A 23102-nucleotide genomic window follows, 5' to 3' on the forward strand; every position below is an offset into this window, starting at 1 on the left:
TCCATGTTCCCTCTCCACACCAGCCCACAGGACCGCCGACGTTTCTGGCTGCTGATGCTGGTCGCCCTGGTGGTGATCGGCGCGGGCATGGGCATGCGCGATCCGTGGCCTTCCGACGAACCGCGCTTCACCCTGGCCGCCAAGCAGATGGTCGAGGGCGGCGACTGGCTGTTTCCGCATCGGGGCAGCGAGCTGTACGCCGACAAGCCGCCGGTGCTGATGTGGACCGAAGCGGCGAGTTACGAGCTGATGCGCAACTGGCGCATCGCCTTCCTGCTGCCGTCGCTGCTGGCCGCGCTGGGCACGCTGGTGCTCATCTACGACCTGGGCCGCCGGCTGTGGAACCGACAGGTCGGCCTGTATGCGGCGGCCGGGCTGCTGCTGGCGTTCCAGTTCGTCTACCAGGTCAAGCGCGCGCAGATCGATCCGCTGGTGATGTTCCTGATCACCGCCGGCAACTGGGGCCTGCTCAGGCACATGTTGCTGGGCCCGCACTGGCGCGCGTACTGGCTGGGCTGTTTCTGCGCGGGGTTGGGCGTGATCACCAAGGGCGTCGGCTTCCTGCCGTTGCTGCTGTTGGTGCCCTACGCCTTTGCAGCACGCCGCGGCTGGGACGGCGTGGCGCGGATCGGCAAGGGCCAGGCGATGCGCTGGTGGCTGGGCCTGCTCGCCGTGCTGGCGGCGATCGCGCTATGGCTGGTGCCGATGCTGCTGGCCGCGCGGGCGCACTCCGACAACCCGGCCTATGCCGCCTACGTGCGGGACATCCTGTTCCACCAGACCGCCGACCGCTACGCCAAGTCGTGGGGACACCTCCACTCACCGTTCTATTACGTACCCATCGTGCTGTTCAGCTGGCTGCCGCTCTCGCTCACCTATCCCGGCACGCTGCCGCGCTGGTGGCGCGCGCTCAAGGCGAGGGATGCCCGCGTGCTGCTGCCGCTGGCCTGGGCAGCGTTGGTGCTGGTGTTCTTCTCGATCCCGGCCGGCAAGCGTGACGTCTACATCCTGCCGGTGCTGCCGATGGTGGCATTGGCGAGCGCGCCGTTCATGGACGAGCTGCTGCGCACGCGCTGGCTGCGCGCGGCAGGGCTGATCTTCATGGGGCTGTTCGGCACCCTCCTGCTGGCGGCGGGTGCCTACGCGCTTCTCGCGCATCCGCCGGCTGCCGCGCGGTGGGCGGCGCAACGCGGCTTCGATGGCGGCACGCAGGCCCTGTTCGGCTGGCTGGCTGCCATCGGCGCCGTGCAGCTGGTACTGGTCGCTGCGTTACGCCTGCGTGGTGCCGTATGGGCGGTGAGTGGCGGCATGGCCGCGCTATGGCTCGGCTGGAGCATCGGCATCGCGCCGCAACTGAACGATTCGAGCTCTGCCGCGGGCCTGATGGCCAAGGCGGCCGCGCAGCTCGGCCCAGGCGACCAGATCGGCCTGGTCGCCTGGAAGGAACAGAACCTGTTGATGCTCGACCATCCCGCGACGGATTTTGGCTTTACCCGGCAGTGGACACAACAGTACGCCAATGCCGTCGCCTGGCAGGCAAGGGACCCGGCACACCGCTGGTTGTTCGTGCAGGAACCGGCAATGGGCGCGTGCGTGCGCCGTGACCGCGCGATCGATCTGGGCCACGCCAACCGCCGCGAATGGTGGATGTTCAAGGCCAATGCCGTGATCCCCGGTTGCGTGCCCGATCCGTCCGCCGAAGCGGCCGACGCCAAGGTGCCCGAATGAACGCGCCCAGCCACGGCGTGGCCGTGCCCGATCGCGAAACCGCACGCACCTGGCGCGCCTGGCCGACCTGGACGCTGTCCGCGCTGGTCGCGCTGATGCCGCTGTCGTTCTCGATCGAACCGGGCATCAAGGCGCTGCCGGTGGCACTGTTGTTCTTCTGCAGCCTGGCCCTGTTGCGGCAGGTGCCGGTGCGCCAGGCCTACCGCGTGGCGGCGCCCGTCGTCGCCGCGGCGATGCTGCTGGTTGCGCTCGATATCGCCAACGTGCTCTGGCACGGGCTGGGCTGGCGTCCACTCGACCACGCCGCACACGTGCTGCTGTACGTGGTGGTGGCAGCGGTGTTCGGCCGGCACCTGCGCATGGGCCTGGTGTGGGCTGGCTTCAGCCTGACCGCGATCGGCCTGGGCGCAGTCTGCCTGGTGCAGCACTACGTGCTGGACGTCCTGCGCGCGCATGGCTTGAATGGCGGCGACTCGGCCGCGATCGAGTGTGCCACGCTGCTGCTGGGGCTCGCCCTGCTGGCACTGGTGCAGCTGTTGCAGGCGCGCATCGGCAACTGGCGCTGGTGGCTGCATGGCGCCGGCATGGTGTTCGGCATGTACGGCGCGCTGCTGACGCAAAGCCGCGGGCCGCTGCTGGCGTTCGTACCGGCGTTCCTGATAGTGCTGCTGCTGCATGCGCGGCGCAGCGGGCGCTGGCGCTTGAACCTGGCGCTGGGCGTGGCGGTGTGCCTGGGCGGTGCGGTTGCCACGGCCACGCTGCATGGCGCGATGCTCAACCGCTTCACCACCATCCAGAAGGAGGTCAACGGCTTCGACCAGGGCGATCCGGACGGATCGGTAGGGGCGCGGCTGGAGATGTGGCGCACGGCGCTGCGTGCCGCAGGCGAGCACCCGCTGACCGGCATAGGCATCGACCAGTACGCTACCTACACTCGCGCAGAAATCGCCGCCGGCCGCAGCGACCCGTCGATCGCCCCCTACAACCAGCCGCACAACGAATACCTGCGCGCGCTGGCGACTGGCGGCGTGCTGCTGCTGCTTGCGTTGTTGGCGGTGTTCGTGCTGCCGCTGCGCTATTTCGCCCGCTGGCTGCGCGACGCCGACGACACACTGGCCACTACCGCCACGGCGGGCCTGGCGATCGTCGTGCTGTACCTGTTCTGCGCCATGGGCGAGAGCGTGTTCTACCGCGTAATGTCGCAGTCGTTCTTCTTCTTCCTGGTGCTCGGGCTGGCGCTGCGGGTGGGCTACCTCGCCCGTCTCAGGGGCGATACCCCCGCTCCAGCAACCAGAGCTTGAGAAACTTGCGGCGCACGTATTCGACGCGCACCAGCGCATAGAGCAGCCCGCGCCAGCCATCCAGGAAGCCGCCGCGCAGCACGTAGCCGCGCACGAAGCGCCACCACGGGTTGAGCAGGATGTGCCGCAGCCCGGCGCGCTTGCCGCGCGCGTACTGGTACTCGGCCATCATCTGCGCATAGCGCTCCTGTTTGGCAAGCTGCTCGGAGAGCGAGCGGTAGGGATGGTGCTCCAGGTTGCCCTCGAGCGTGCGCACCGGCCCGTCGATACTGACCGCCTCGTGGATCTCCCGCTCGCCGCGCCAACCGCCGCGGCGGCGGTCGAACAGGCGCAGCACGCGGTCCGGGTAGGCGTTGCCGTGGCGCAGGAACGCTCCGAAGTACTCGGACAGGCGCGCGAAGCGATAGCCCGCCGCGTCGTCGAAGCCGTGCTCGCGGGCGGCCTCGATGCGCCCGCGCAAGGTCGCGTCGACCCGCTCGTCCGCGTCCAGGCAGAGCACCCAGTCGTGCTGCGCCTGCGCCACCGCGAACGCCTTCTGGCTGCGAAAGCCGTCGAACGGCCGCTGCAGCACGCGTGCGCCACGCCCTTCGGCACGCGCGCGGGTGTCGTCGGTGGAACCGGAGTCGACCACCACCACCTCGTCGCAGAAGGCGAGCGAGGCCAGGCAATCGTCGATACGGTCGGCCTCATTGAAGGTGATGATGCAGGCGGAGATCGGAACGCGGCTCATCCGGAAACCGGTGCAAGGGAGGTGGCGGCATAATGCCAGTTTGTTCCTGCGTGAGGCCCTCGATGGATGCATGCCTGCTGTTCGCCACCGAGCTCTATGCGCTGCCGATCCTGCGCCCGCTGGCCGCGGCGGCGCAGCGCGAAGGCCAGCGCGTGGGCTGGGTGGTGCCCGAGTCGGTAGCGCGCTACCTGCACCAGGGCGAAACCCGCCTGCGCTCGTCGCGCGCGGTGCGTGCGTTGGCACCGCGAGCGGTGTTCTGCGCGTCCAACTGGGTGCCGCCCGCGTTCCCGGGCGCCAAGGTGCAGGTGTTCCACGGCTTCAACGCGGAGAAGCGCGAGCCTGACCGCGGCCATTTCCGCCTGCGCGGCTTCTTCGACCTGTACTGCACGCAGGGGCCGGCGACCACCGCGCCGTTCGAGGCGCTGGCGCGCGAGCATCGCTATTTCGCCGTCGCCGAGACCGGCTGGCCCAAGCTCGATCCGCTGTTCGCGCCGCCGCTGGACGCGTCCTCGCTGCGCCCCGCCGACGGCAAGCCGGTGGCGATGTACGCGGCCACCTTCACCGAATCGCTGAGCTCCGCGCGCGCCACGCTCGACGTGCTGCGCACGCTCACCGCGCGCGGCGACCGCCACTGGCTGCTGACCCTGCACCCCAAATGCGAACCGGAGCTGATCGCCCGTTACCGTGCGCTGGAGGGCCCGTTCGCCCGATTCTTCGAATCCGACCGGCTGCTGGACATGCTGCGCGCCGCCGACGTGCTGGTCTGCGACACCTCCTCGGTGATCGACGAGTTCGCGGTGCAGCTCAAGCCGGTGGTGACGCTGCGCAACCGCCGGCCCAAGCCGTTCATGCTCGACGTCGCCGAGCCGGCGCAGGTAGACGCGGCAATCGACACCGCGCTGTCCCACCCGCCGGCGTTGGTGCAGGCGCTGGCCGACCATGCAGCGGCGATCCATCCCTATCGCGACGGCCGCTCCAGCGAGCGCGTGCTGGCCGCCACCGACCGCTTGCTCGCCGGCGGCTACGGCCCGCTCGCGCGCAAGCCCCTGAATCTGTGGCGACGCTGGCAGGCGTCGCGTGACGTGCGCCTCCTGCTGCCCGACTGACGCGCCCGCCGCACGCGGGCCGTGACGGTGAACAGGCTAAACTCGAGGCCATCCCTTCCAGCGACTGCCGCCCGTGCTACCCAACGCCTACCGTCGAACCGAACACCTGCGGGCCCTCTGGCCCTGGCTGCCGTTGTGGGTGGCGGCGGCGTTGCTGGCGATCTTCTCGCACGGGCCGATGCCGTTGTATTCCACCCGCACGCTGGCGGTGGCCTGGGAGATGTGGACGCACGGCCACTGGCTGGTGCCCTACAACAACGGGGCGCCCTACAGCGAGAAGGCACCACTGCTGTTCTGGATGATCCACGCCGGCTGGTTCGCCTTCGGCGTCAATGACGTGTGGCCGCGCGTGCTGGAAGTGATCTTCGGCGGCAGCCAGCTGGTGCTGGTGGCGGCGCTGGCACGGCGGCTGTTCCCGGACCGCCCATGGGTCGGCCGGGCGGCGCCGTGGATGCTGCTGGCGCTGTCCTACGCTTTCCTGTTCGGCCTGCAGGTCATGTACGACGTGCTGCTCGCGGTATGGGCGCTGGCCGCGCTGCTGTGCCTCACGCGCACGCCCTCGCGCGACGAGCCGCGCTGGTGGCTGTTCGGCATCTGCCTCGGTCTCGGACTGCTGACCAAGGGTCCGGTGATGGCGCTGCACGTGGTATTCCCGTGGCTGCTCGGTCCCCTGTGGAACGACTGGGCCAACCAGCACCGCGCGCGCTGGTACGGCCGTGGACTGCTCGCCTTCCTGCTCGGCTTCGCCATGTTGCTGGCATGGGCGCTGCCGGCCGGCTTCAGCGGCGGCGAGGCGTACCGGCAGCGCTTGTTCTTCACCCAGACCGCCGGCCGCGTGGTGCACGCGTTCGACCATGCCCGCCCGGTGTGGTGGTACGTGCTGGCGCTGCCACTGCTGATGTTCCCGTTCAGCGGCTGGCCGCGCGCCTGGGTGGCGCTGGCCTTGCTGCGCCGGCCTTTGGGCGCCGGCGTGCGCTTCGCGCTGTGCTGGGTGGTGCCGGTATTCATCACCTTTTCCCTGATCAGTGGCAAGCAGCTGTACTACCCGCTGCCCGAGTTCGCCGGCGCCGTGCTGCTGCTCGCCGGCGCCATCGCGCTGCTGCGCGAGCGGCGGCCCGAACTGGCCCGCAACGGCTGGCTGGGCACCTGGCCGCTGGCGGTCGGCGGCATCGCCTTCGGCGTGTTCCTTTTCGTACTGCCCTGGCTGGTGGCGAGCGGGCGCCTGCATGGCGAGTGGTTTGACACCACCGCCGCCTACAGCCGCTTCTTCGCGGTGGTGTTCCTGCTGCTGGGTGCGCTGCTGCTGCTGCGCGGCCGCGGCGAGATGCGCCGGCTGGCGTTCGCCGGGCTGCTTGGCACGCTGGCGATCAATACGTTGTTCACCCTGACCCTGTGGCCCCGCTACGACCTGACGCCCGCGACCCGTCTGCTGGGCGCAGCCGACGCGCAGGGCCGCGCGATCGGTTTCACCGGCGTGTACGAGGGCCAGTTCCATTTCGCCGGCCGGCTCGAGCATCCGATCGCCGAGCTGCACGGAGACAAGGAGATCGAGGCTTTCGCGCGCGCCCATCCCGACGGTCTGGTCGTGACCCATCCGGGCCAGCTCGACGCTGCCGCCCTGCGTTACCCACTGCTGGTGCAGCCGTTCCGTTCCTCCTGGGTGGTGGTATGGCCGGCGACGGCGCTGGCCGACCTGCGCGCGGGCCTGCGACCGCCCGAGCCGCCCCAACCGACGCGGATCTTTCCCAATCCGGACGGTCGCTCGCGACAGCTTCCGTGAACGCGGCGCTGATCGCCGGCCTGCGCGCGCAATGCGGTGGCCCGCGCGACGGCGCGCTGCTGCGTTTCTCGCTGGGCAACGCGCTGCTGGGCGAGGGACTGGCGGACGAAGCCGCGGACGAATTGCGCCGCGCGCTGGACTTGGACCCGGCCTATTCGGCAGCGTGGAAGCTGCTCGGCAAGGCCTGCCTGGCGCTGGGCGATCGTGACGGTGCTGCCGCGGCCTGGCGCCAGGGCATCGCGGTGGCCAGCCAGCGCGGGGACAAGCAGGCGGAAAAGGAGATGGCCGTCTTCCTCCGGCGCCTCGCATAGACGACAGCCAGCGACAACCCGTCCCACGCGCAGCGTGATGACTGCAGCCTCGCTACCGGGTCCGCCGGTACGGATTGGGCAAGCCGTGCCCCGACCAGCGCCGGTAATGCCACTGGTACTGCACGAACGCACGCGCCACGCAGGCTTCCACGCCACGGTTCAGCGCGGCGCAGGCGCGATGCGGGTCGGCATCGTCCAGCCCCTCGGGCGCCGGGAGCAGGTGGATGCGGAAACCCGTCCCGCGTGGCAGCCGTTCGGCAAAGGCGAACAACACGGTGGCCCCCGTGCGTGCCGCCAGTCGCGGCAGCAGCACCATCGTCAGCGCATCGCGGCCGAAGAACGGCGCCGGCTCGCCCTCGCCTTCGCGCGGCTTCTGATCGGGCAAGATGCCGATCGTGCCGCCAGCAGCCAACCGTTTGTACAGCGCCCGCACGCCCGCGCCCTCGGCACGCACCTGCTCGGGCGCCAGCGCGCCGCGCACCCGGCGCAGCAGCGGCTCGATCGACGCGAGCCGCGGCGGCCGGTAGAGAATCGCCATCGGCATGCGACTGCACAGCCAGTAGTTGAGGAGCTCCCAGCAACCCAGGTGCGGTGCGGCGATGATCACCCCCTTTCCAGCCGCCTGCGCCGCTTCCAGCAACTCGATACCTCGCACCTCGCGCACCAGCCCGAGCGCGCGCGTCGCGCCGGCGCCCCACACCTTGATGATCTCGGTGATCGACTTGCCACCCTCGGCCATCGCCTGGCGCAGCAGCGCCGCCCGCACTGCCTCGTCCAGACCCGGCCGCGCGATGGACAGGTTCACCGCGGTATCCCGCGCGGTGCCTCCGTGCCACCACAGCGCCAGCCGGCCCAGCGCTGCGCCCATGGCATGGAGCAGGCGCAGCGGCAACAGGCCGAACAGGCGCAGCAGGAGGTAGAGCAGGTAGATGTCGGGGCGCATCCAGGTCCGTCGCTTGCCTGCCTCGGGCGCAGGGATAAAGGGAACGACCGCCCTGCCGTTATGGCAGGACGATCCTCTATTCTCGCAGGGACGCCCTGCCTTCCGTTACCTCCCATGATCAGCCTGATCCAGCGCGTGCTGTCCGCCAGCGTCGACGTCGAGGGCACGACCGTGGGCGCCATCGGCCCGGGCCTGCTCGCGCTGGTCGCGGTACAGCCGGACGACGGCGAGGCGCAGGCTCGGCGGATGCTGGAGCGGCTGCTCGGCTACCGCGTGTTCGCCGATGAGGGCGGGAAGATGAACCGCTCGCTCACCGACACCGGCGGCGGCCTGTTGCTGGTCAGCCAGTTCACCCTGGCGGCGGACACCCGATCGGGCATGCGCCCGAGCTTCACCTCGGCCGCCCCGCCCGAGCATGGCCGGCGCTGGTTCGAGCGCCTGGTGGAACTGGCCCGCGCGACGCACGGGGGCGGGGTGGAAATCGGGCGCTTCGGTGCCCATATGGAGGTTCGGCTGGTCAACGACGGCCCGGTCACCTTCTGGCTGGAAGTGCCCTGACCGGGACTCTGCGGTTCGATGGCACACGACACGCGGCGCACCCACGCAAACGCCCATCTGGCGCGATTTTTGCGTGTGGGCGCGGTGAATTTTTTCTCCCTTGAACTGGTCAAAAAAGCGCCATATCGCTATACTGATCGGTTCCTGCATCCCGGCGGTAGGTATGAACAACAAAGCTCCCGAGCAACAGTCCGAAATCAAGGCGCTCATCTCCAAGGGCCTCGAACAGGGCTACCTGACGTACGCCGAGATCAATGACCACCTGCCTGACGACATCGTCGATCCGGAGCAGATCGAAGACATCATGGCGGTGCTCAAGGGCGTCGGCATCGAGGTGCACGACGCCGCGCCGGACGCCGACCCGCTGGCCGACAACGCGCCCGGTTCCGGCAACGACGACGAGGCCGCCGCCGAGGAAGCGGTCGCCCTGCTCTCGGCCGTCGACGCCGAGGTCGGCCGCACCACCGACCCGGTGCGCATGTACATGCGCGAGATGGGCACGGTCGAACTGCTTACCCGCGAGGGCGAGATCGCCATCGCCAAGCGCATCGAGGAAGGCCTGGCGCAGGTGCAGACGGCGCTGGCCAGCTTCCCGCTGACCATCGAGCTGCTGCTGGAAGAGTACGACCAGCACCTGGACGGCAAGCGCCGCCTGTCCGAGATCCTGGCCGGCTTCGCCGACCTGGAGCAGGCTGCCGACGCCGCCCTGGCCGAGGCCGAGGAGGCCGCCGCCAACGGCGAAGTGGTCGAGGCCGACGACGAGGAAGAGGAAGAGGACGAGACCGCCGAAGAGGAAGAGGCCGGCCCGACCGGTCCGGACCCGGAAGAGGTCAAGCGCCGCATGGAGCTGCTGCGCGACTACTACGGCAAGTTCCAGAAGGCCGCACCCAAGGCCACCGGCATCACCGACAAGAAGATCGTCAAGCTGCGCGACCAGATGGCCGAGGAGTTCCTCAAGCTCAAGCTGCCGTCCGCGCTGATCGACAGCTTCGTGCGCAAGCTGCGCGAAGTGGTGGGCGACATCCGCCACCACGAGCGCGTGCTGATGGACATCTTCGTCAAGCAGGTGAAGATGCCCAAGGCCGAGTTCCTGAAGACCTTCCCGAGCAACGAAGGCAACGTCGAGTGGGCCGCCGAGCTGTCGCGCAAGCGGCAGAAGTGGTCGCCCAACATCAAGACCTACCGCGAGCCGATCGATGCCGAGCAGGACAAGCTCGCCGCGATCGAGAAGAAGCTGTTCCTGCCGCTGACCGACATCAAGGAAATCAACCGCGCCATGTCGATCGGCGAGGCCAAGGCCCGCCGCGCCAAGAAGGAGATGGTCGAGGCGAACCTGCGCCTGGTGATCTCCATCGCCAAGAAGTACACCAACCGCGGCCTGCAGTTCCTGGACCTGATCCAGGAAGGCAACATCGGCCTGATGAAGGCGGTCGACAAGTTCGAATACCGCCGCGGCTACAAGTTCTCGACCTACGCCACCTGGTGGATCCGCCAGGCGATCACCCGCTCGATCGCCGACCAGGCGCGCACCATCCGCATCCCGGTGCACATGATCGAGACGATCAACAAGTTGAACCGCATCTCCCGCCAGATGCTCCAGCAGTTCGGCCGCGAGCCGACGCCGGAGGAGCTGGCCAAGGAGATGGAGATGCCCGAGGACAAGATCCGCAAGGTACTCAAGATCGCCAAGGAACCCATCTCGATGGAGACCCCGATCGGCGACGACGAGGACTCGCATCTGGGCGACTTCATCGAGGACACCAACGCCTCCTCGCCGATCGAGTCGGCGACCGAGACCGGCCTGATGGAGACCGTGCGCGACGTGCTCGCCGGCCTCACGCCGCGGGAAGCGAAGGTGCTGCGCATGCGCTTCGGCATCGACATGAACACCGACCACACCCTCGAGGAAGTGGGCAAGCAGTTCGACGTCACCCGCGAGCGCATCCGCCAGATCGAAGCCAAGGCGCTGCGCAAGCTGCGTCACCCCAGCCGTTCGGAACAGCTGCGCTCGTTCCTCGACCTGGAGTAAGCGCAAGCCTCACGCGCCATGACGACGCCCGCCTCGCGCGGGCGTCGCCGTTTTTCGGGCGAGCGGCATGGCTGCCTGCGTTGGCGCCGCCGCGGGCCGCCGCTACCATGCACGTCCGCCCGCGCGGTACGGCGTTCCTTTCCGGGCCTATAGCTCAATGGTTAGAGCAGGGGACTCATAATCCCTTGGTTCCAGGTTCGAGTCCTGGTGGGCCCACCAGCCGCACGAAAGCCGAGCAATTGTTCGTTAAAGCAATTATCGGCCGAGTAGATGAAGCATAAAGTGGCCACGACCGATTCTAACGTGGGAGTAAACTTTAAGCTCGGAGATATAGAGCTGCGCGAAAGGCGTTCCTTGAACGATTCCTCAATGAGCAAGCCAAAGGTCAGCGAAAAAACCAAACGCCAACTGGACGAGATGTTCCTCCCGGAACTGCACCAGGCTTGGTGGGCAGAGTACCTCGCGCAACTGCAGGACCAACAGGACGTATGCACCGATCCGTCCCAAGTACGAGCCCTCGAAAGGCGGATCCGAGAGCACTATGAGACGCAGCATGACATCGCGCTGACAAGAACAAGATTAGGCCTCGATCACACGCCCGGCAGCAGCGCGTGATTCGGTGAGCTTGCTGCGGTGATCACGGATCTCGGCATGAGCAAAAAAACCGTCTCCGAGGAAACTAAGCGGAAGCTATCTGAAATGTTTCTCGCGGAGCTGCATCAGGCTTGGTGGGCAGAGCGCCTTGCTCAACTGCGGGGCGAGCGGAACGAAACGAGCGATCCCAATGAAGTGCGAATGCTCGAGGCGCGGATCCAAGAGCACTACAAGTTCCGGCACGATGTTGGGTCCTCAAGAAAGCGGTTAGGCCTGATCCTCCCGCCGCCAGCGCGCTGAGCCAGAGCGGTTAACTGCGAGATCTATTGCTGTCAGCCTGTGGCGCTAGCCGAACTGCTGCCCGCACGACAAGCGGTGGCTGTGGCTGACGCCCCGACGCGGGCTTACCCGGTCTTTCCATCAAGCGCGTTCGCATCCGCGGGCCATTGATCAGGCGGTTTTCGTATCGTGTGCCCTATACGAACAAAACGCCTTATAAAACAGCATGTTAGCTTGACAAGACTGGCTGATCGGCGCAGTCTCTGGTGCGTCATCCTCGGGGCCCCACCCGTCGTCCCCGTACATGCCCACCCTGGTTGTTCCGGACTGGGCCGGACCAGAGAGCGAGCCGTGCCAAAAGAACTTGCGCCCGGGCTGAACCTTGATCTCTACCTGCCGAGGACACCTGTCCTCACCGGTGCGGAGACCGCCCGGGTCATGGGTTATCCAACCACCGACGCGCTATACAAGGCCCGGCAGGCGGGGCGCTTGCCTATAGAGATGTTCAGATTACCGGGTAGGCGCGGGTGGTTCGCCGCCACGCCATCGGTAAAGGCATGGCTTGAGGCTTCCTTCGCCCCTTCGGCGCACCGCACCAGCAAGGAGGAGTAGCCCATGACTTGATAGCACCTTGGGCTCTCTAAAAAAGAAAACCCCGCGCTGGCACGCAGGGTTTCTTGGTTGTGCGCGGTTTGTCTCTTCCGCAGCACCAGCATGTGAGCCCTCAGACCGTTTGTCAAGCGGCTGCGCCTCGCGGAGCCGTCGTCGTGCGCCCCTTTCGGCGTCATTGCTAACGAGCTTCTGGAGGTCACCGCATGCTTACAGCGTCAGAACTATCCGATCTGCTCATCGCCTATAACCTGCCTGCTGCAGGCCAAGCCTACGTACGCCGGGTACGTGCCAGCGAACCGTCGAGAGCGGTAGCGTCACGTGCGGTGCGTAATACGCCATGGCGTTACGCGAGCCACAAGATGGCTTGCACTATCCAGGGGGAAAGCACGCTAGAGCGCGACTTTCTTCTCATGTGTGAGTACAGCCCGGCTGTGCTCGAGATGTGGGATCAACCCGAAAGCGTGAGCGTCACTTTTGTGGCGGCGAACGGAAGAGTCCACCGAACAAGTTACACCGCCGATTTCTTAGTGCTCCGCCAAGATGAGCTCGTTGCGTTCCAGGTTAAGCCTCGGCACGAGTGCGACAGGCTAACAAAGCAAAGACCGGGGCGGTGGCAGAAGAGTGAAGCGGGCTTCGAAGATTTCGCCGCCGCCGAGGCGTTCAAAGCGCTTGGCATTGCTCATAAGGTCGTCACTGAAGACGCTATCAACCCAATAGCGTGTGAAAACTTCGCGCTTCTTTTGCAGGCCCGTAGGTGTCCAGTCGAACCAGAGCCCTCAATCGCCACCTCTGCCTTGCACATACTGGCTGCGGAGAAGGTGCTCACCCTTGGCGAGCTGCTCCGCAAGGCGGCCTTAGCTGACGCAACCCCAATCTTGCGCCTCATAGATCAGCAACGGATCGCAGCTTTGCTCGACCGGCAACGTCTCGCGGAGCCAGATGACGCTCTTGTGGGCATGTGCCTATCTACGCTCAAGGAGGTTGCAGATCTAAGGTGGGGAGCGCTCCTGCGTGTCTCGCATGAGGGCGTGAGGCACGAAGACGCTCCGACCGTGCGTCAGCTCACGGCGGTCATTGAGCGACGGGACCTACTGGCCGGCGCAGCATCGCCCGTTTCCGATAGAACACTACGACGATGGCGGCAGCGCTTGAGCGAGGTGGGAGGCTGCTTGCTGGCGCTCGTCCCTCAAACCCACAAACGCGGAAACAGAGAACGGCGGGTGTCGGAGTTAGATCTCACGCTGATGCGCGAGGCAATCAGAACGGTCCTCCTCGTGCCGAATCCGCCCAAAGCGATCCACGGCTACTACGCCTACGTGCGACTGTCCGCGGAGAGCGCTGCCACTGGTCCCGGCGGCCACCAGCCGGGACCAAAGCCAGTATCGCTCAACACCTTCTTGAAGGAGTTCTCTCGGATTCCCGCCGAGGAGCGAGCCTTGGCCCAGGGCGGGCACAGGAGCGCTACGGCCATGGCTGCGCCTATCGCCCCGCGGGATCGCTCGCTAACGCCCCTGCGTGTTTGGGAGCGCGCTCACATCGATCACTACCTCATTGATCAACACGTCCTCGTTGGCATCTTCGCAAACAAGCGGAAATCCAAGCGTGCGTGGCTCACGGTGATGGTCGATCAAACCACCCAGGTCGTGTTGGCCATGTCGGTCTCATTTAGGGATCCAAGCCGGAGAGCGTGTGCCACGGTGATGCGGGATTGCGTGATCCGACATGGCCGCCTTCCGGAAACAGTGGTTGTAGACAACGGATCTGACTTCCAGTCTGTGTACTTCGAAGTTCTCTTAGCGAGGTACGGCGTCTCTAAACAAGACCGGCCACCGGGTGCACCGAGGTTCGGTGGACAAATTGAAGCAGTCTTCCATGGGATCAAAGAGGAGTTGGTTCTTTCGCTCCGAGGCAGTACGGCCAACGACCAACGAGGACGCGCTGTCTCCCGAACCCACCGCGGCGAGCAGCACGCATGTTGGAGCCTTCGGGCGATCTACGACGCCTATCAGCGCTACTTTCTTAAGCATTACAACCTCAAGGTGAGGCCTGGAACCTACGTCTCGGCCGACCAGAAGTTCAGCGGGCTCGAGGGGACATTCGGCTGCTCCGGAATCCCCATTTCGCCCGATCAGACCTTCCTCATCGCTACAGCCATTCCACTGGATAGGCCCCTTCGCATTGACGCGTGTCGAGGGGTACGGCACTTAGATCGCTGGTATTTCCATCCCGCGCTGCTGACGCCAGGCCTCGAAAGGGTCGATGCCCTTGAGGAGCCATGGAACGACAGGTGCATCTATGCGTCGGTAAACGGTCGCTGGGTACCTTGCTTCTCGGGGCCAGATCATGTGGCGGCCGGTCTGTCCGAAGCTCGAATGCTTGAGTCAATCGTTTATCTGGAAAACCGGAGTCTAACTGGGGAGATCAAGCGCGAGCAGTACATGGCGCTAGAGCAACAGGCGGCAGAAAACCGCATTATCGAAGGCATCGCTGAAAGCGAAGTAAGAAGAAAACTACGAAACCAAAATAAAGCACCATCTAGCCGGCCGACGCTCGAAAGCTTTCATCGCGCTGCTACTGAGGCGCCTACGCCATTTGATACAGCAGAGGGTGACTTAGATGGATATCAATGAGATCGCTAAGCGTATCCGGCAAACGATCGTATCGCACCCCTATTACAACCTAACATTTCGCCGGATCTTCAACCACTGCGGAATAGCACAGCCCGGCACCGCAATTACCTTGGTCGGCCCGACCCGGGTAGGCAAGACCATGTTGTCGCACAAGCTGGCCAAAGCGCTGATTGGCGAGGATGTACATCCAGAGCAGCGACCGCTTATTCGGGTCGAAGCGGCCGCCACCGACGGCGGCTTCATCTCGAGCCGCTACATGACGCTTCAAATGTTGACTGCCGTTGGTCACCCCTTCCACGGAATGGGTTCATACGAAATTCGCGCCAAAGACTCAGAGAGTCATATCCGACGGCAGTTGGTCTCCGGGCTTGAGTACAGAGGTACAAAGTTCATTGTAATCGATGAAGCGCACCACTTACTGAGGACTAAAAGCAACCACAAAGCAGAAGGCGTTCTCGACTCGATGAAATGTCTCGGTAATGAAGCCAAGTGTGTCGTGGTATTTATTGGCGGCTACGAGATACTCCGTCACCAGTTCCGATCCGCGCACCTTAACGGGCGTCTCCTCACGGTGGAATTTTCAAACTACGGGGTAGACGAGGAAGGGTACGAGCTCTTCTCGCGGCTTCTCGCGACGGTAGACGCCATGCTCCCTTGGGCACGTGGGCAAACATTGCTTGCTCACCGAGAGATGATCTACCGCGGAACTTCTGGCTGTTACGGACAACTGGTGCACTGGACATTAGGTGCACTTGCAGAGATGGCCGCCAGGGGTGAGTCTGCTTTACGCAAGAGCCACTTCTTGGAGACGCGGAAAGAAGTCCAGGTCGATGTGATCAGGCAAGATATTGAGGAGGGAAAACGGATGTTGGCTGGGTTGCCACCCTCCCCGCGTGCGCCGGACGAAGCGCGACCAACAGGGAAACGTGCCCGTCGTCCCTTCCAGCGACGACCTAAAAGGGACCCGGTAGGGGGCGGTTCGGACTCATGAGCTTCTACTTCCAAGTTCAGCCGCAGGGGATGGGGACCGCGCAGGTCGAGTGTCTCAGCTCATATTTGCACCGCCTTGCGCACGCCCACGGTGCTTCCTACCACCAATTCATGGAGCACCTTAGGCACTGGCGGCTATCCACGCTAGGGCGACCTTTGTCTCGGCACGACAGCATTCGATACAACGGCTACAGCCGCGAGGTTGCTCCTCTAATTGAGACTCTCCAGGCAGGAACTGGCTTGGCTAATCTTGCAGGTTGCACCCTAATCGCACTTAGGGATGTTTGTGCAGGCAATGCAGTTGGGGCCCTCAAGGGAACCCGTGCATGGTGCACAGCGTGTTACCGCCAAGCTGAACGTCATTCGGATGTTGTCTATGACCGGCTATATTGGCAGATCCAGGGAATAAGCCGGTGCGCCATCCATTCTTTGGAGCTATCTCAGAGATGTGGTGCGTGCGGAGCGGCACAAAGAAACAACTCTGGGAAAACGGCGCTATCTCTCTGTGAGCGATGTGGCGAGAGCCTGGCGGTTGACTTCGGCCGTTTCGCGCCGGTCATCAAGCACGATGCCGTGGGCCCCCAGGCGGAAGCTCTCCTTGCCTATACATCTTCATCCCCAAGCTCTAGATTCAGGCTGGCGCAGCTTGGCGAGTTTACGAACACGCTTTTGACGCTATATCCCCGTCGAGTACTTGTTGAACACTTCGGCGAGCTATTCCATAAGCGGTACTATACGTTGCGTCTTCAGCTGGGGACGCTCCTTGACTTAGCGGCAAAGTTGAATACATCAATAGTTGATATATTGACGGATGGTAGTCGCGCAGCAAGTCAGATGGCGATCCCGTTCGATCTGCCTGCACGTAGAGATTCTGTACTGCGGCCGCGTTCAGATAAGGAAAAGCGAAAGCGAGCTTTGGAGTTATTGGAAGAAGCAACGACAAGAGGGCCGCCGTATCCTACGTTGGCGTCAATTATTGCTTTGGCCGATATTGGCCGGTGGTCAGCGTTTTATCGCCGTAAAGATGCTTTTGCAGCTTATGGCGCACTGCGCCGAGAACATGCAGCGAGCGTCCGTAAAATGCTAGCGCGGAGAATCATCCGCTTAGCAAAAACCTCCTCGGCCGTGCGAGCACTTCCGACGGACAAAGCAAGGCATAAGTGGCTGGCGGAGAAGACGGGTGCGTCCATTTGCGTAGTGAGGAAAGTCATGTGTGCAGAACGCCGAAGGAATCTGCATCGTCCTGACGCGACCAAGGTCTAGGCACGTCAACTTGCAAAGGCTGCACCTGATGGTATGGGTGGAGGCATGGCCTGGTGTTGGAATTCGTTGTCTAATTGGGTCGACCCAACACGAGGATGACCATGGCTATCAATCTCGATTCACTTTCCCCAGCGGAACTTCAGGCTCTCATCAAGAGCGCGGAAGCGCAGATGCAATCCGCTCGAAAGAGTCATGCTCAGGAAGTCCGTACCAAGATTGAGGCCCTTCTCAAGGGCGCGGGCCTGACCATCGACGAGGTTTACCCCCGGCGCGGGGGGCAAAGGAGCAAGGGACCGAAGGCTGCGGTGGCGCCGAAGTACCGCAACCCGGAGAACACTGCCCAAACGTGGTCGGGACGGGGCAAGCGTCCGCTGTGGTTCTCGGAGGCTCTGAAGAAGAAGGGGGTGACGGCGGACAGCATGCTTATCGGTCGCGCACCGGCGAAGTCCGCGCCTGCCAAGAAGGTTGCTCCGAAGGCCACCAAGAAGGCCCCCGCCAAGCCGGCGAGGAAGTAGCCGAAAGGCTGTGTCCCCCCATAACCCCTCAGGCTCCTGCGGGATTTCTTTGGCCGGTGCTGTGTAGGCCTCGAGTCTGCTTCCGCCCTGAAGCGGCGCGCAGTGTGTCGGCTTTGGCCGGAACCCAACTGTGGCTTGGTCTGGGCGCACTTTCGAGCGCTCAACCCGTTTTCGCTCGCAGGGAACTTCATGGACGAGCGCATTGTTCGGCTCAAAACCTCGAGAGACGCCCGCACATTCGCCAAAAACGCGCGGGAGCGAGGGCATCCTGACTTGGAGGCCCAAGCCCTGGAGCGCGCCCGCGAGCTACAGGCCATCGAGGCTGGCCACGCCAGCCCGGCACAGCAGGCGATCGCCATCGCCCTCTACGCGTATGAAGAGGAGCAGAGTCGGATCAAAGGGCGCACGTTCCGGGCAAACCGCACGCGCCAGATGATCACCAACCGAGGAGCCTTAGATGCCGCCGAGCGCATGGTGCTCAACCGGAAACCCTCCCAGGGCTACGAGGTGCTCGAAGAGGCCGGACTCCAAGAACTGAGCTTCGAGGCCATCATTGTCCGCTTCCCCGATGAGTTCTCCGAGCGGGCGGTCAAAGCCGCGCAAGCCCGACTGGATGGGCAGCCGCCAACAACTTGGGCTCCATTGGACGATGATGATGGCCTTGAAGATAACCCTACGTCGCCAGTTGTATTCGATGATGAAGGTCGCGCCTTTCTGGAGGGCTTCAGCGATCCCGGCATCTGGTTCCGAGCGACTTGGCTTCCGCGATACCGGGCCCAGACTCAGGCTATCGCGCGGGATGTCGCCAACAACCGCCTGAGCGAACCGTTCGACATTCTTTGGAAGCGCGCCCACAACGACATCAGCAATGCCGGACAGGGTGTGGTCAAGTACAACACCGTCGATGCCATGCGGGATGACTTCATCCAGGTTCTTCGCGAGATATGTCGAGACGGCAGCCCCGCAAACTTCGAGCGCATTGTAGAGCGCTTTGAAGGCTGGAAGAACGAAGGCCGCATAGAAAAGGTACCCCGCCTTCTGATCGCGCGGGCGTTCGCTGGGGTTCACCCGCACCGCTACCACACCACCGTGGACGCCAGAAGCCAGGATCAGATCCTAGACTGGTTCGCCGAACACACAGGGTTCGTTCCACCCCGCTCGACCGGGTGGGCCCACCGGGCCCAGGCGCTGGTGAGCCACCTTGATCGGGCCGACATGTTCGGTGGCGATGAGCTGGCCCGAAACATCTTCCCTTGGTTCGTCCTCGAACAATTGCGAGCTCGAGATGCCTCGTCCGAGCTTAAGCCCGGACATTCGCCACGCCCGGCCTCAGCCTTCGCCGATATTCCAGCATCTCGCCGCGATATCGAGTTGCGGCACAACCTTGTGCAAAGCGCCCTGTTCGCGCACTTGGAGGCGGAATTCGGTGCAGGTAACGTCTGGACGGAATACCCCACTGGCACGGGCGGATTTGCCGACGCCTACGTCCGGCTCCCCGACATGCGCTGCAATGTCTACGAGATCAAGATCGCCGACACAGCTGCGCAAGTTGTGCGGGAAGCCATGGGGCAGCTATTGGAATACAGCTACCGGAGAGGCGGACTTGAACCGGTCAAGCTGTTCGCGGTGGGTGAGCCGAGCTTGGACGAAGTTACCCGCCGCTATCTTGACCGCTTGCGCGCGGACTTCAATTTAGATATCGCGTACCTGCAAATTGAACTGCCGGACGACGGTAAATGTCTATAGCGTGAAGCGCGTGATCGCGGTACTGATTACCGAAAGGTGACCACGCACCGCGACGCCGATTGGCTGGGGCTCGCGACGCATCTTGGTCAATCGGTACGATCAACCGGCGGCCCCGGGGCGAGGGCGCTCAAACCGGCTAAGACAAGTGGGCTTTCGGCCAAAAGCGGGCAGCCGCCGGGTCAGAGAGACCAAGGAGGCCGTCTGAGGCTCCAAAGATTTCTACTGAGTTGCCGCAGGTGGGCGCGGGGAGTACGTTCACCACAACAGCGTCTGCGCCCAAGCGAACTCATCTCTGCGCTCCATAAGCGCCAATTTGAGGGCATATGGATCATCTGGTCGACGTCGCCTCCTCTGTTGGGACGCCCCTTGGGCTTGCCGGGCTTGCTCTGGCCGTACTCTTCGGTATCGTCAAAGCCGTTGTTGCGCTCGATGTCTTTCCCAAACTCAGCCCTACGTTAAGCTCTAAGCTGCTCAACAAGATTGTTGACCGCATGTTTGTGCTGGCATTGGTCGCAGTACTGCTCGGCTTCCTTGGCTATATAAGCCCATCGGTCGCGAACTATTTTGATAGTAAAGCTCGCGAGAGCTCTATTACGTGCAGCCCGGTCGTGCAGAACCCGACAGGGCCCGTCACTATCAACTGCCAAGGCGTGCCGCAAGACCAGCTAAATGCGATCAATGAAATTCTGGCGCAGGAAAAGGCGAGCGCGGCAATCACGAAAAAGTTTGTGGAAGTGCTTCAGACCGTGGACGCATCAGGTAATCGTGACGTCCAGTCTGCCATGCAGCTCGCCAGTAGGCTTAAGGAGGTATCCGATCAACTCGAGCGCGTGCGTACTTACGATTCCTCAGCGGCAAATAAGGCGAAAGAAGCTTTGAATGAAGGAGACATTGAAGGTGCGCGTGCATACATCGAGGCGGCAAGAAAGATCCGGGTAAACGATAAGGTTACGCTGCGTTACGGCAACTTCATCATTGGGCAGCAGGGAGAGTTTTTTGACCCGATATTAGCCTACCATGGCCGTATACTTACCCACACCCCAACCGACCCCGGCGAAAGCCTGAGTTACGACGATGACTTTGGCGTAAAGCGCCTCGGGTTATTCGACGTAATATTGTTGGCGCGATCGGGGGGAGGGGAGGTTTGTCCGGAAAACTGGATAGTTCTCACGTTTTTTCAGGACGAAGTCAACGCTTACCAATTTGGCAACTGCAACGAAGACATCATTTGGCGTGAAACGTCTAATGAATTGAAATTCACAGTAAGAGAACTTGATCGTGGGAGCGGCGCTTTGTCACCAGAAGACAGGCAGCAGATATTTCGTCTTGAGTTAGGTTCGGACGGCTTGGTCGCCGCGCTCAATGGGCGGCCATTAGATCCGTCCTTTCTCAAGTAAGCGCAAGCTACAACACGCTAGTGCGGAGTATTACTTGGCTCATCGAGCGAGACCGGGCGCTCGACCCGCCACGAGCTTAGGCCTCGGGGTCTTGCGCCCGAGGCCGGTCTGGCCCTTCACCCACGTCCTCGATTGGATGATCACCATCCGGCCCCGTGGGAGAATCAACGAATGACCCCACCTACCGACGCTTTTCGCCGCTTTCAGGCGGAGCTGGCGGCTCTCGATGCCAAGAGCCGCCCACCTAAAACACCCATGGAACAGGCGAAAGAAGAGTTCCTCGCCCTCAAGAAGCGTTACGGCCTGACGGTCGCGGACGTTGTGACCTTCTTTCCGGAGGAGGAAGGAATCGCCTACCTACAGCAGCTCATCGCGGCGCGCACGCGGTAGTTCTGGACGCGGACGCATTGCGTCGGCTGAACCCCACGAGTCCGCACGACCGACCGTTATCATGGGTGATGAAAACACGCCTCCTCCTTGCTCTCGCCCTGCTCTTGCCTGTCACCCATCTGTACGCGTGGGGCCATGACGGCCATGCCGTCGTTGCTCAGATTGCCGACGACCACCTGACGCCCGCCGCCCGTGCGGAAGTTCAGCGATTGCTCGCCTTGGAACCGGGTGCCACGTTGGAATCTATCGCTTCCTGGGCCGACGAGCATCGCAACCCCGCCACCGGCAAGTGGCACTACGTCAATTTTCCACGCGGTTCGGACTTCCACTACACGCCTGAGCTATGTCCGGGCGGCGATCAATGCCTAGTCGCTGCGCTGAAACGCCAGGAGCTAGTGCTGGGCAATCGCCACGCCTCAGACGAGGATCGGGCAAAGGCACTTCGCTACGTGGTTCATCTGGTTGGTGATGCCCACCAGCCTTTGCATGCGGGGTACGGTGACGACAAGGGCGGCAATACGTATCAGGTGCGTTGGCGGGGGCGCGGATCAAACCTGCACCACGTATGGGACACAGGGCTGATCGAGACTTTCGGGCTGGCACCGACCGAACTGGCTCGTCGCATCGAGGCAGACGTGCCGCATCCGGCGGCCGGTGGGGATGTCGAGGATTGGGTCCACGAGAGCGGCGCGCTGGTCGGCTCACCGGGTTTCTACCCGCCTCGGAAGATCGAGGCGGATTACGTACGGACATGGCGCCCCGTGGTCGAGCAGCGCTTGGAGCAGGCGGGATTGCGGCTGGCAGCGGTGCTCAACCGCCTCCTTAGCTGACGACGGACGCGGGCCCGTTGACCGCCCTGCCTTGGGCAGCGGCACGCAAGCTCTAGGCAGTGGCCGCCGCTTCGAGCGAACGATGCGGGTGCTGCGCCAGCAGCAACGACTTCTCGGGGATCACGAGCTCGACGGTGACTGCGAGTCCCGTGCGCTCGTGATGCTCGCTGCCCAGCTGTCGTGCACGCTTGATGGCTTTGGCCAGTGTGAGCCCTTCGGCGAGGCCGGTCGCACCTTCACGCACGCGCCAGCCCACGGCGCCTTCTTCAACGGAAACGACAAACCGCATGGGATCATGCCTGGGAAAAGGAGGGAACCCCGGTCATCGGTCCGCGCCTGGACATCCGTCGTCGGCTTGCGCCTGACTCCCTGTCGCCTTGGGCCTGACTCGCGGGGTAGCCATAGCTTGTTGATTGATGATTTGCCCGCCTATCAGGCGCCCACTTCCCGTTTTGTAGGGCAACACCGATAGCCTTAGTGCGCTGCCAGGCAGCGACCTTCTCTCTATCGCAAAGCCCGATGGTGCCGGTGCATGGTGATGGCTGGACCGTGTCCCTCAGAAAGGGCGCGACTGGCCGAGCGGCAGGTGCATGTGCACCTGCCATGGGCCACCCCCCGTTCGGTCAAGCAGCACGACCGCCTTGCATGCAGCGCGAATTGCACCGCCGCTTCCGGCCAATGCTGAGTCCAGCGCCGCCAACACCTCTGCGCGAGATCCTCGCACATGGCGTGCGACCGACAAGTGCGGCGCATACCGAGGAAACGGATCCTCCGGCAGACGCTGCTCGAACACCTGGTCCACTGTAGTGCGTAGGGCGGCAAACGGTGACGCCGGCTCTGGGTCGAGAAAGACTGTCGACGGAAAGTGGGAAACACGTGCAAGTGTGTAGTGGAAGCTCGGCACCGAGGTGACCGCGTCCGCCAAAAGCTCTCGGTCGCGCGAACTCAGCGCGCGGAGCGGGAGGAAGGGGTAGCGAAGGGTGATGTGCGCGCCGAGCCCGCGCTGCACTGCAGGATCCCAACGCTCGCGCAGATGACCGACTACAGCGTCGGCTTCAGGCGTCAGTACCGCCAGGAACGCCGCCATGCACGTGCACCTCCCGGTAGGCCGACAGCGCGGCGGCCTCATCGAACTCGCCGGGGCCGTAGAAGCCCGCCACATCACAAAACTCGGCAAAGGCCTGTTCGCACGCTTTGCAGCCGCACTCACCGGCGCAGCGGCTCGGGCAGCCATTTGTGCAGGTGCAGGGCAACTCTCGGTCCGGAGCAGCCTCAATCTGCTCCGGGTCGGGGAAATACCCGTGCGTGTGCGGATAGCGGCGGCGGCCTTCGGCGGTGGGCTCGTTCATGGATCAATTTTACGCCGTCTA

At 63.8% G+C, this 23102-nt stretch carries 22 protein-coding genes and 1 tRNA gene; 18 read left to right on the forward strand and 5 right to left on the reverse strand.

What is annotated here, in order from left to right; genetic code table 11:
- Positions 1 to 3 precede the first annotated feature (3 nt).
- Both BMZ38_RS05445 and BMZ38_RS05450 read left to right on the forward strand, forming a co-directional pair.
- A complete protein-coding gene (locus tag BMZ38_RS05445; protein WP_091335111.1) occupies positions 4 to 1728 on the forward strand; it encodes an ArnT family glycosyltransferase in 1725 nt (574 codons plus the stop codon).
- Positions 1725 to 3029, forward strand: a complete 1305-nt coding sequence (locus BMZ38_RS05450) for an O-antigen ligase family protein (RefSeq protein ID WP_175483678.1) — start codon at positions 1725 to 1727, stop codon at positions 3027 to 3029. Before BMZ38_RS05445 ends, BMZ38_RS05450 begins: the two co-directional genes overlap by 4 nt.
- Here BMZ38_RS05450 and BMZ38_RS05455 read toward each other — a convergent pair.
- Positions 2992 to 3759, reverse strand: a complete 768-nt coding sequence (locus BMZ38_RS05455; RefSeq protein WP_091335113.1) for a glycosyltransferase family 2 protein — start codon at positions 3757 to 3759, stop codon at positions 2992 to 2994. The two genes, BMZ38_RS05450 and BMZ38_RS05455, sit on opposite strands and share 38 nt — an antisense overlap.
- A 62-nt stretch (positions 3760 to 3821) precedes the next feature.
- Here BMZ38_RS05455 and BMZ38_RS05460 point away from each other — a divergent pair, with 62 nt between their 5' ends.
- The 3 genes from BMZ38_RS05460 (at position 3822) to BMZ38_RS05470 (ending at position 6956) form a co-directional block, all read left to right on the forward strand.
- The gene (locus BMZ38_RS05460; protein WP_091335115.1) at positions 3822 to 4865 is read left to right on the forward strand and encodes a CDP-glycerol glycerophosphotransferase family protein; all 1044 of its coding nucleotides are present in this window, start codon (positions 3822 to 3824) and stop codon (positions 4863 to 4865) included.
- Between the two features lie 73 nt (positions 4866 to 4938).
- Positions 4939 to 6645, forward strand: a complete 1707-nt coding sequence (locus tag BMZ38_RS05465; protein ID WP_091335117.1) for an ArnT family glycosyltransferase — start codon at positions 4939 to 4941, stop codon at positions 6643 to 6645.
- Entirely contained in the window at positions 6642 to 6956 is a 315-nt protein-coding gene (locus tag BMZ38_RS05470; protein ID WP_091335119.1) for a tetratricopeptide repeat protein, read from the forward strand. The genes BMZ38_RS05465 and BMZ38_RS05470 overlap by 4 nt, the downstream gene beginning before the upstream one ends.
- A gap of 52 nt (positions 6957 to 7008) precedes the next feature.
- Here the strand turns inward: BMZ38_RS05470 and BMZ38_RS05475 are convergent, their stop codons facing one another.
- The gene (locus tag BMZ38_RS05475) at positions 7009 to 7899 is read right to left on the reverse strand and encodes a lysophospholipid acyltransferase family protein (protein ID WP_091335122.1); all 891 of its coding nucleotides are present in this window, start codon (positions 7897 to 7899) and stop codon (positions 7009 to 7011) included.
- A gap of 114 nt (positions 7900 to 8013) precedes the next feature.
- Between BMZ38_RS05475 and dtd the strand changes: the two genes are divergently transcribed.
- The 13 genes from dtd to BMZ38_RS05540 all read left to right on the forward strand — a co-directional run bounded on the left by dtd (position 8014) and on the right by BMZ38_RS05540 (position 21732).
- On the forward strand, positions 8014 to 8457 hold the full coding sequence (gene dtd / locus BMZ38_RS05480; protein ID WP_091335125.1) for a D-aminoacyl-tRNA deacylase: 444 nt from the start codon (positions 8014 to 8016) through the stop codon (positions 8455 to 8457).
- A gap of 163 nt (positions 8458 to 8620) precedes the next feature.
- The gene (rpoD, locus tag BMZ38_RS05485; protein ID WP_091335128.1) at positions 8621 to 10486 is read left to right on the forward strand and encodes an RNA polymerase sigma factor RpoD; all 1866 of its coding nucleotides are present in this window, start codon (positions 8621 to 8623) and stop codon (positions 10484 to 10486) included.
- Between the two features lie 143 nt (positions 10487 to 10629).
- Positions 10630 to 10705: transfer RNA gene (locus tag BMZ38_RS05490), tRNA-Ile, on the forward strand.
- Positions 10706 to 10855: 150 nt separating this feature from the next.
- Positions 10856 to 11101, forward strand: coding sequence for a hypothetical protein (locus BMZ38_RS17470; RefSeq protein ID WP_139202384.1), 246 nt, complete (start codon positions 10856 to 10858; stop codon positions 11099 to 11101).
- Between the two features lie 36 nt (positions 11102 to 11137).
- Entirely contained in the window at positions 11138 to 11380 is a 243-nt protein-coding gene (locus BMZ38_RS05500; protein WP_091335133.1) for a hypothetical protein, read from the forward strand.
- A 794-nt stretch (positions 11381 to 12174) separates the two neighbouring features.
- On the forward strand, positions 12175 to 14601 hold the full coding sequence (locus BMZ38_RS05505; RefSeq protein WP_091335136.1) for a DDE-type integrase/transposase/recombinase: 2427 nt from the start codon (positions 12175 to 12177) through the stop codon (positions 14599 to 14601).
- Positions 14588 to 15592, forward strand: coding sequence for a TniB family NTP-binding protein (locus BMZ38_RS05510; RefSeq protein ID WP_091335138.1), 1005 nt, complete (start codon positions 14588 to 14590; stop codon positions 15590 to 15592). Before BMZ38_RS05505 ends, BMZ38_RS05510 begins: the two co-directional genes overlap by 14 nt.
- Positions 15593 to 15621: 29 nt before the next feature.
- Entirely contained in the window at positions 15622 to 16854 is a 1233-nt protein-coding gene (locus BMZ38_RS18170; RefSeq protein ID WP_425431864.1) for a TniQ family protein, read from the forward strand.
- 101 nt (positions 16855 to 16955) lie between these two features.
- Positions 16956 to 17369: an H-NS histone family protein gene (locus BMZ38_RS05520; RefSeq protein WP_091335144.1), complete on the forward strand. Its 414-nt coding sequence runs from the start codon at positions 16956 to 16958 to the stop codon at positions 17367 to 17369.
- Positions 17370 to 17558: 189 nt separating this feature from the next.
- Positions 17559 to 19115: a hypothetical protein gene (locus BMZ38_RS05525; protein WP_091335146.1), complete on the forward strand. Its 1557-nt coding sequence runs from the start codon at positions 17559 to 17561 to the stop codon at positions 19113 to 19115.
- Positions 19116 to 19438: 323 nt separating this feature from the next.
- Positions 19439 to 20512, forward strand: coding sequence for a hypothetical protein (locus BMZ38_RS05530; protein ID WP_091335148.1), 1074 nt, complete (start codon positions 19439 to 19441; stop codon positions 20510 to 20512).
- 171 nt (positions 20513 to 20683) lie between these two features.
- A complete protein-coding gene (locus tag BMZ38_RS05535) occupies positions 20684 to 20902 on the forward strand; it encodes a hypothetical protein (protein WP_091335150.1) in 219 nt (72 codons plus the stop codon).
- A 68-nt stretch (positions 20903 to 20970) separates the two neighbouring features.
- The gene (locus tag BMZ38_RS05540) at positions 20971 to 21732 is read left to right on the forward strand and encodes a S1/P1 nuclease (protein WP_091335152.1); all 762 of its coding nucleotides are present in this window, start codon (positions 20971 to 20973) and stop codon (positions 21730 to 21732) included.
- Positions 21733 to 21784: 52 nt separating this feature from the next.
- Here the strand turns inward: BMZ38_RS05540 and BMZ38_RS05545 are convergent, their stop codons facing one another.
- From BMZ38_RS05545 to BMZ38_RS05555, 3 genes are all read right to left on the reverse strand, one after another.
- The gene (locus tag BMZ38_RS05545) at positions 21785 to 22021 is read right to left on the reverse strand and encodes a hypothetical protein (RefSeq protein WP_091335154.1); all 237 of its coding nucleotides are present in this window, start codon (positions 22019 to 22021) and stop codon (positions 21785 to 21787) included.
- Positions 22022 to 22288: 267 nt separating this feature from the next.
- A complete protein-coding gene (locus BMZ38_RS05550) occupies positions 22289 to 22819 on the reverse strand; it encodes a 2'-5' RNA ligase family protein (RefSeq protein ID WP_175483679.1) in 531 nt (176 codons plus the stop codon).
- Positions 22788 to 23081 carry a hypothetical protein gene (locus BMZ38_RS05555; RefSeq protein WP_007508486.1) on the reverse strand — a complete coding sequence of 98 codons (294 nt, stop codon included), beginning with the start codon at positions 23079 to 23081 and terminating at the stop codon, positions 22788 to 22790. The genes BMZ38_RS05550 and BMZ38_RS05555 overlap by 32 nt, the downstream gene beginning before the upstream one ends.
- Positions 23082 to 23102 lie beyond the last annotated feature (21 nt).

Origin of the sequence: Frateuria terrea (assembly GCF_900115705.1) — a bacterium.
GTDB classification, from domain to species: Bacteria; Pseudomonadota; Gammaproteobacteria; order Xanthomonadales; family Rhodanobacteraceae; genus Frateuria_A; species Frateuria_A terrea.

What these genes read in the sequence shown, in the direction of transcription:
- BMZ38_RS05460 (WP_091335115.1), top strand. Translation starts at nt 3,822, where the DNA reads ATGGATGCATGCCTGCTGTTCGCCACCGAGCTCTATGCGCTGCCGATC.
- BMZ38_RS05450 (WP_175483678.1), top strand. Translation starts at nt 1,725, where the DNA reads ATGAACGCGCCCAGCCACGGCGTGGCCGTGCCCGATCGCGAAACCGCA.
- BMZ38_RS05445 (WP_091335111.1), top strand. Translation starts at nt 4, where the DNA reads ATGTTCCCTCTCCACACCAGCCCACAGGACCGCCGACGTTTCTGGCTG.
- BMZ38_RS05500 (WP_091335133.1), top strand. Translation starts at nt 11,138, where the DNA reads ATGAGCAAAAAAACCGTCTCCGAGGAAACTAAGCGGAAGCTATCTGAA.
- BMZ38_RS05475 (WP_091335122.1), bottom strand. Translation starts at nt 7,899, where the DNA reads ATGCGCCCCGACATCTACCTGCTCTACCTCCTGCTGCGCCTGTTCGGC.
- BMZ38_RS05510 (WP_091335138.1), top strand. Translation starts at nt 14,588, where the DNA reads ATGGATATCAATGAGATCGCTAAGCGTATCCGGCAAACGATCGTATCG.
- BMZ38_RS05525 (WP_091335146.1), top strand. Translation starts at nt 17,559, where the DNA reads ATGGACGAGCGCATTGTTCGGCTCAAAACCTCGAGAGACGCCCGCACA.
- BMZ38_RS05535 (WP_091335150.1), top strand. Translation starts at nt 20,684, where the DNA reads ATGACCCCACCTACCGACGCTTTTCGCCGCTTTCAGGCGGAGCTGGCG.
- BMZ38_RS05530 (WP_091335148.1), top strand. Translation starts at nt 19,439, where the DNA reads ATGGATCATCTGGTCGACGTCGCCTCCTCTGTTGGGACGCCCCTTGGG.
- BMZ38_RS05555 (WP_007508486.1), bottom strand. Translation starts at nt 23,081, where the DNA reads ATGAACGAGCCCACCGCCGAAGGCCGCCGCCGCTATCCGCACACGCAC.
- BMZ38_RS05505 (WP_091335136.1), top strand. Translation starts at nt 12,175, where the DNA reads ATGCTTACAGCGTCAGAACTATCCGATCTGCTCATCGCCTATAACCTG.
- BMZ38_RS05520 (WP_091335144.1), top strand. Translation starts at nt 16,956, where the DNA reads ATGGCTATCAATCTCGATTCACTTTCCCCAGCGGAACTTCAGGCTCTC.
- BMZ38_RS05540 (WP_091335152.1), top strand. Translation starts at nt 20,971, where the DNA reads ATGAAAACACGCCTCCTCCTTGCTCTCGCCCTGCTCTTGCCTGTCACC.
- BMZ38_RS05455 (WP_091335113.1), bottom strand. Translation starts at nt 3,759, where the DNA reads ATGAGCCGCGTTCCGATCTCCGCCTGCATCATCACCTTCAATGAGGCC.
- rpoD (WP_091335128.1), top strand. Translation starts at nt 8,621, where the DNA reads ATGAACAACAAAGCTCCCGAGCAACAGTCCGAAATCAAGGCGCTCATC.
- BMZ38_RS17470 (WP_139202384.1), top strand. Translation starts at nt 10,856, where the DNA reads ATGAGCAAGCCAAAGGTCAGCGAAAAAACCAAACGCCAACTGGACGAG.
- BMZ38_RS18170 (WP_425431864.1), top strand. Translation starts at nt 15,622, where the DNA reads ATGGGGACCGCGCAGGTCGAGTGTCTCAGCTCATATTTGCACCGCCTT.
- BMZ38_RS05545 (WP_091335154.1), bottom strand. Translation starts at nt 22,021, where the DNA reads ATGCGGTTTGTCGTTTCCGTTGAAGAAGGCGCCGTGGGCTGGCGCGTG.
- dtd (WP_091335125.1), top strand. Translation starts at nt 8,014, where the DNA reads ATGATCAGCCTGATCCAGCGCGTGCTGTCCGCCAGCGTCGACGTCGAG.
- BMZ38_RS05550 (WP_175483679.1), bottom strand. Translation starts at nt 22,819, where the DNA reads ATGGCGGCGTTCCTGGCGGTACTGACGCCTGAAGCCGACGCTGTAGTC.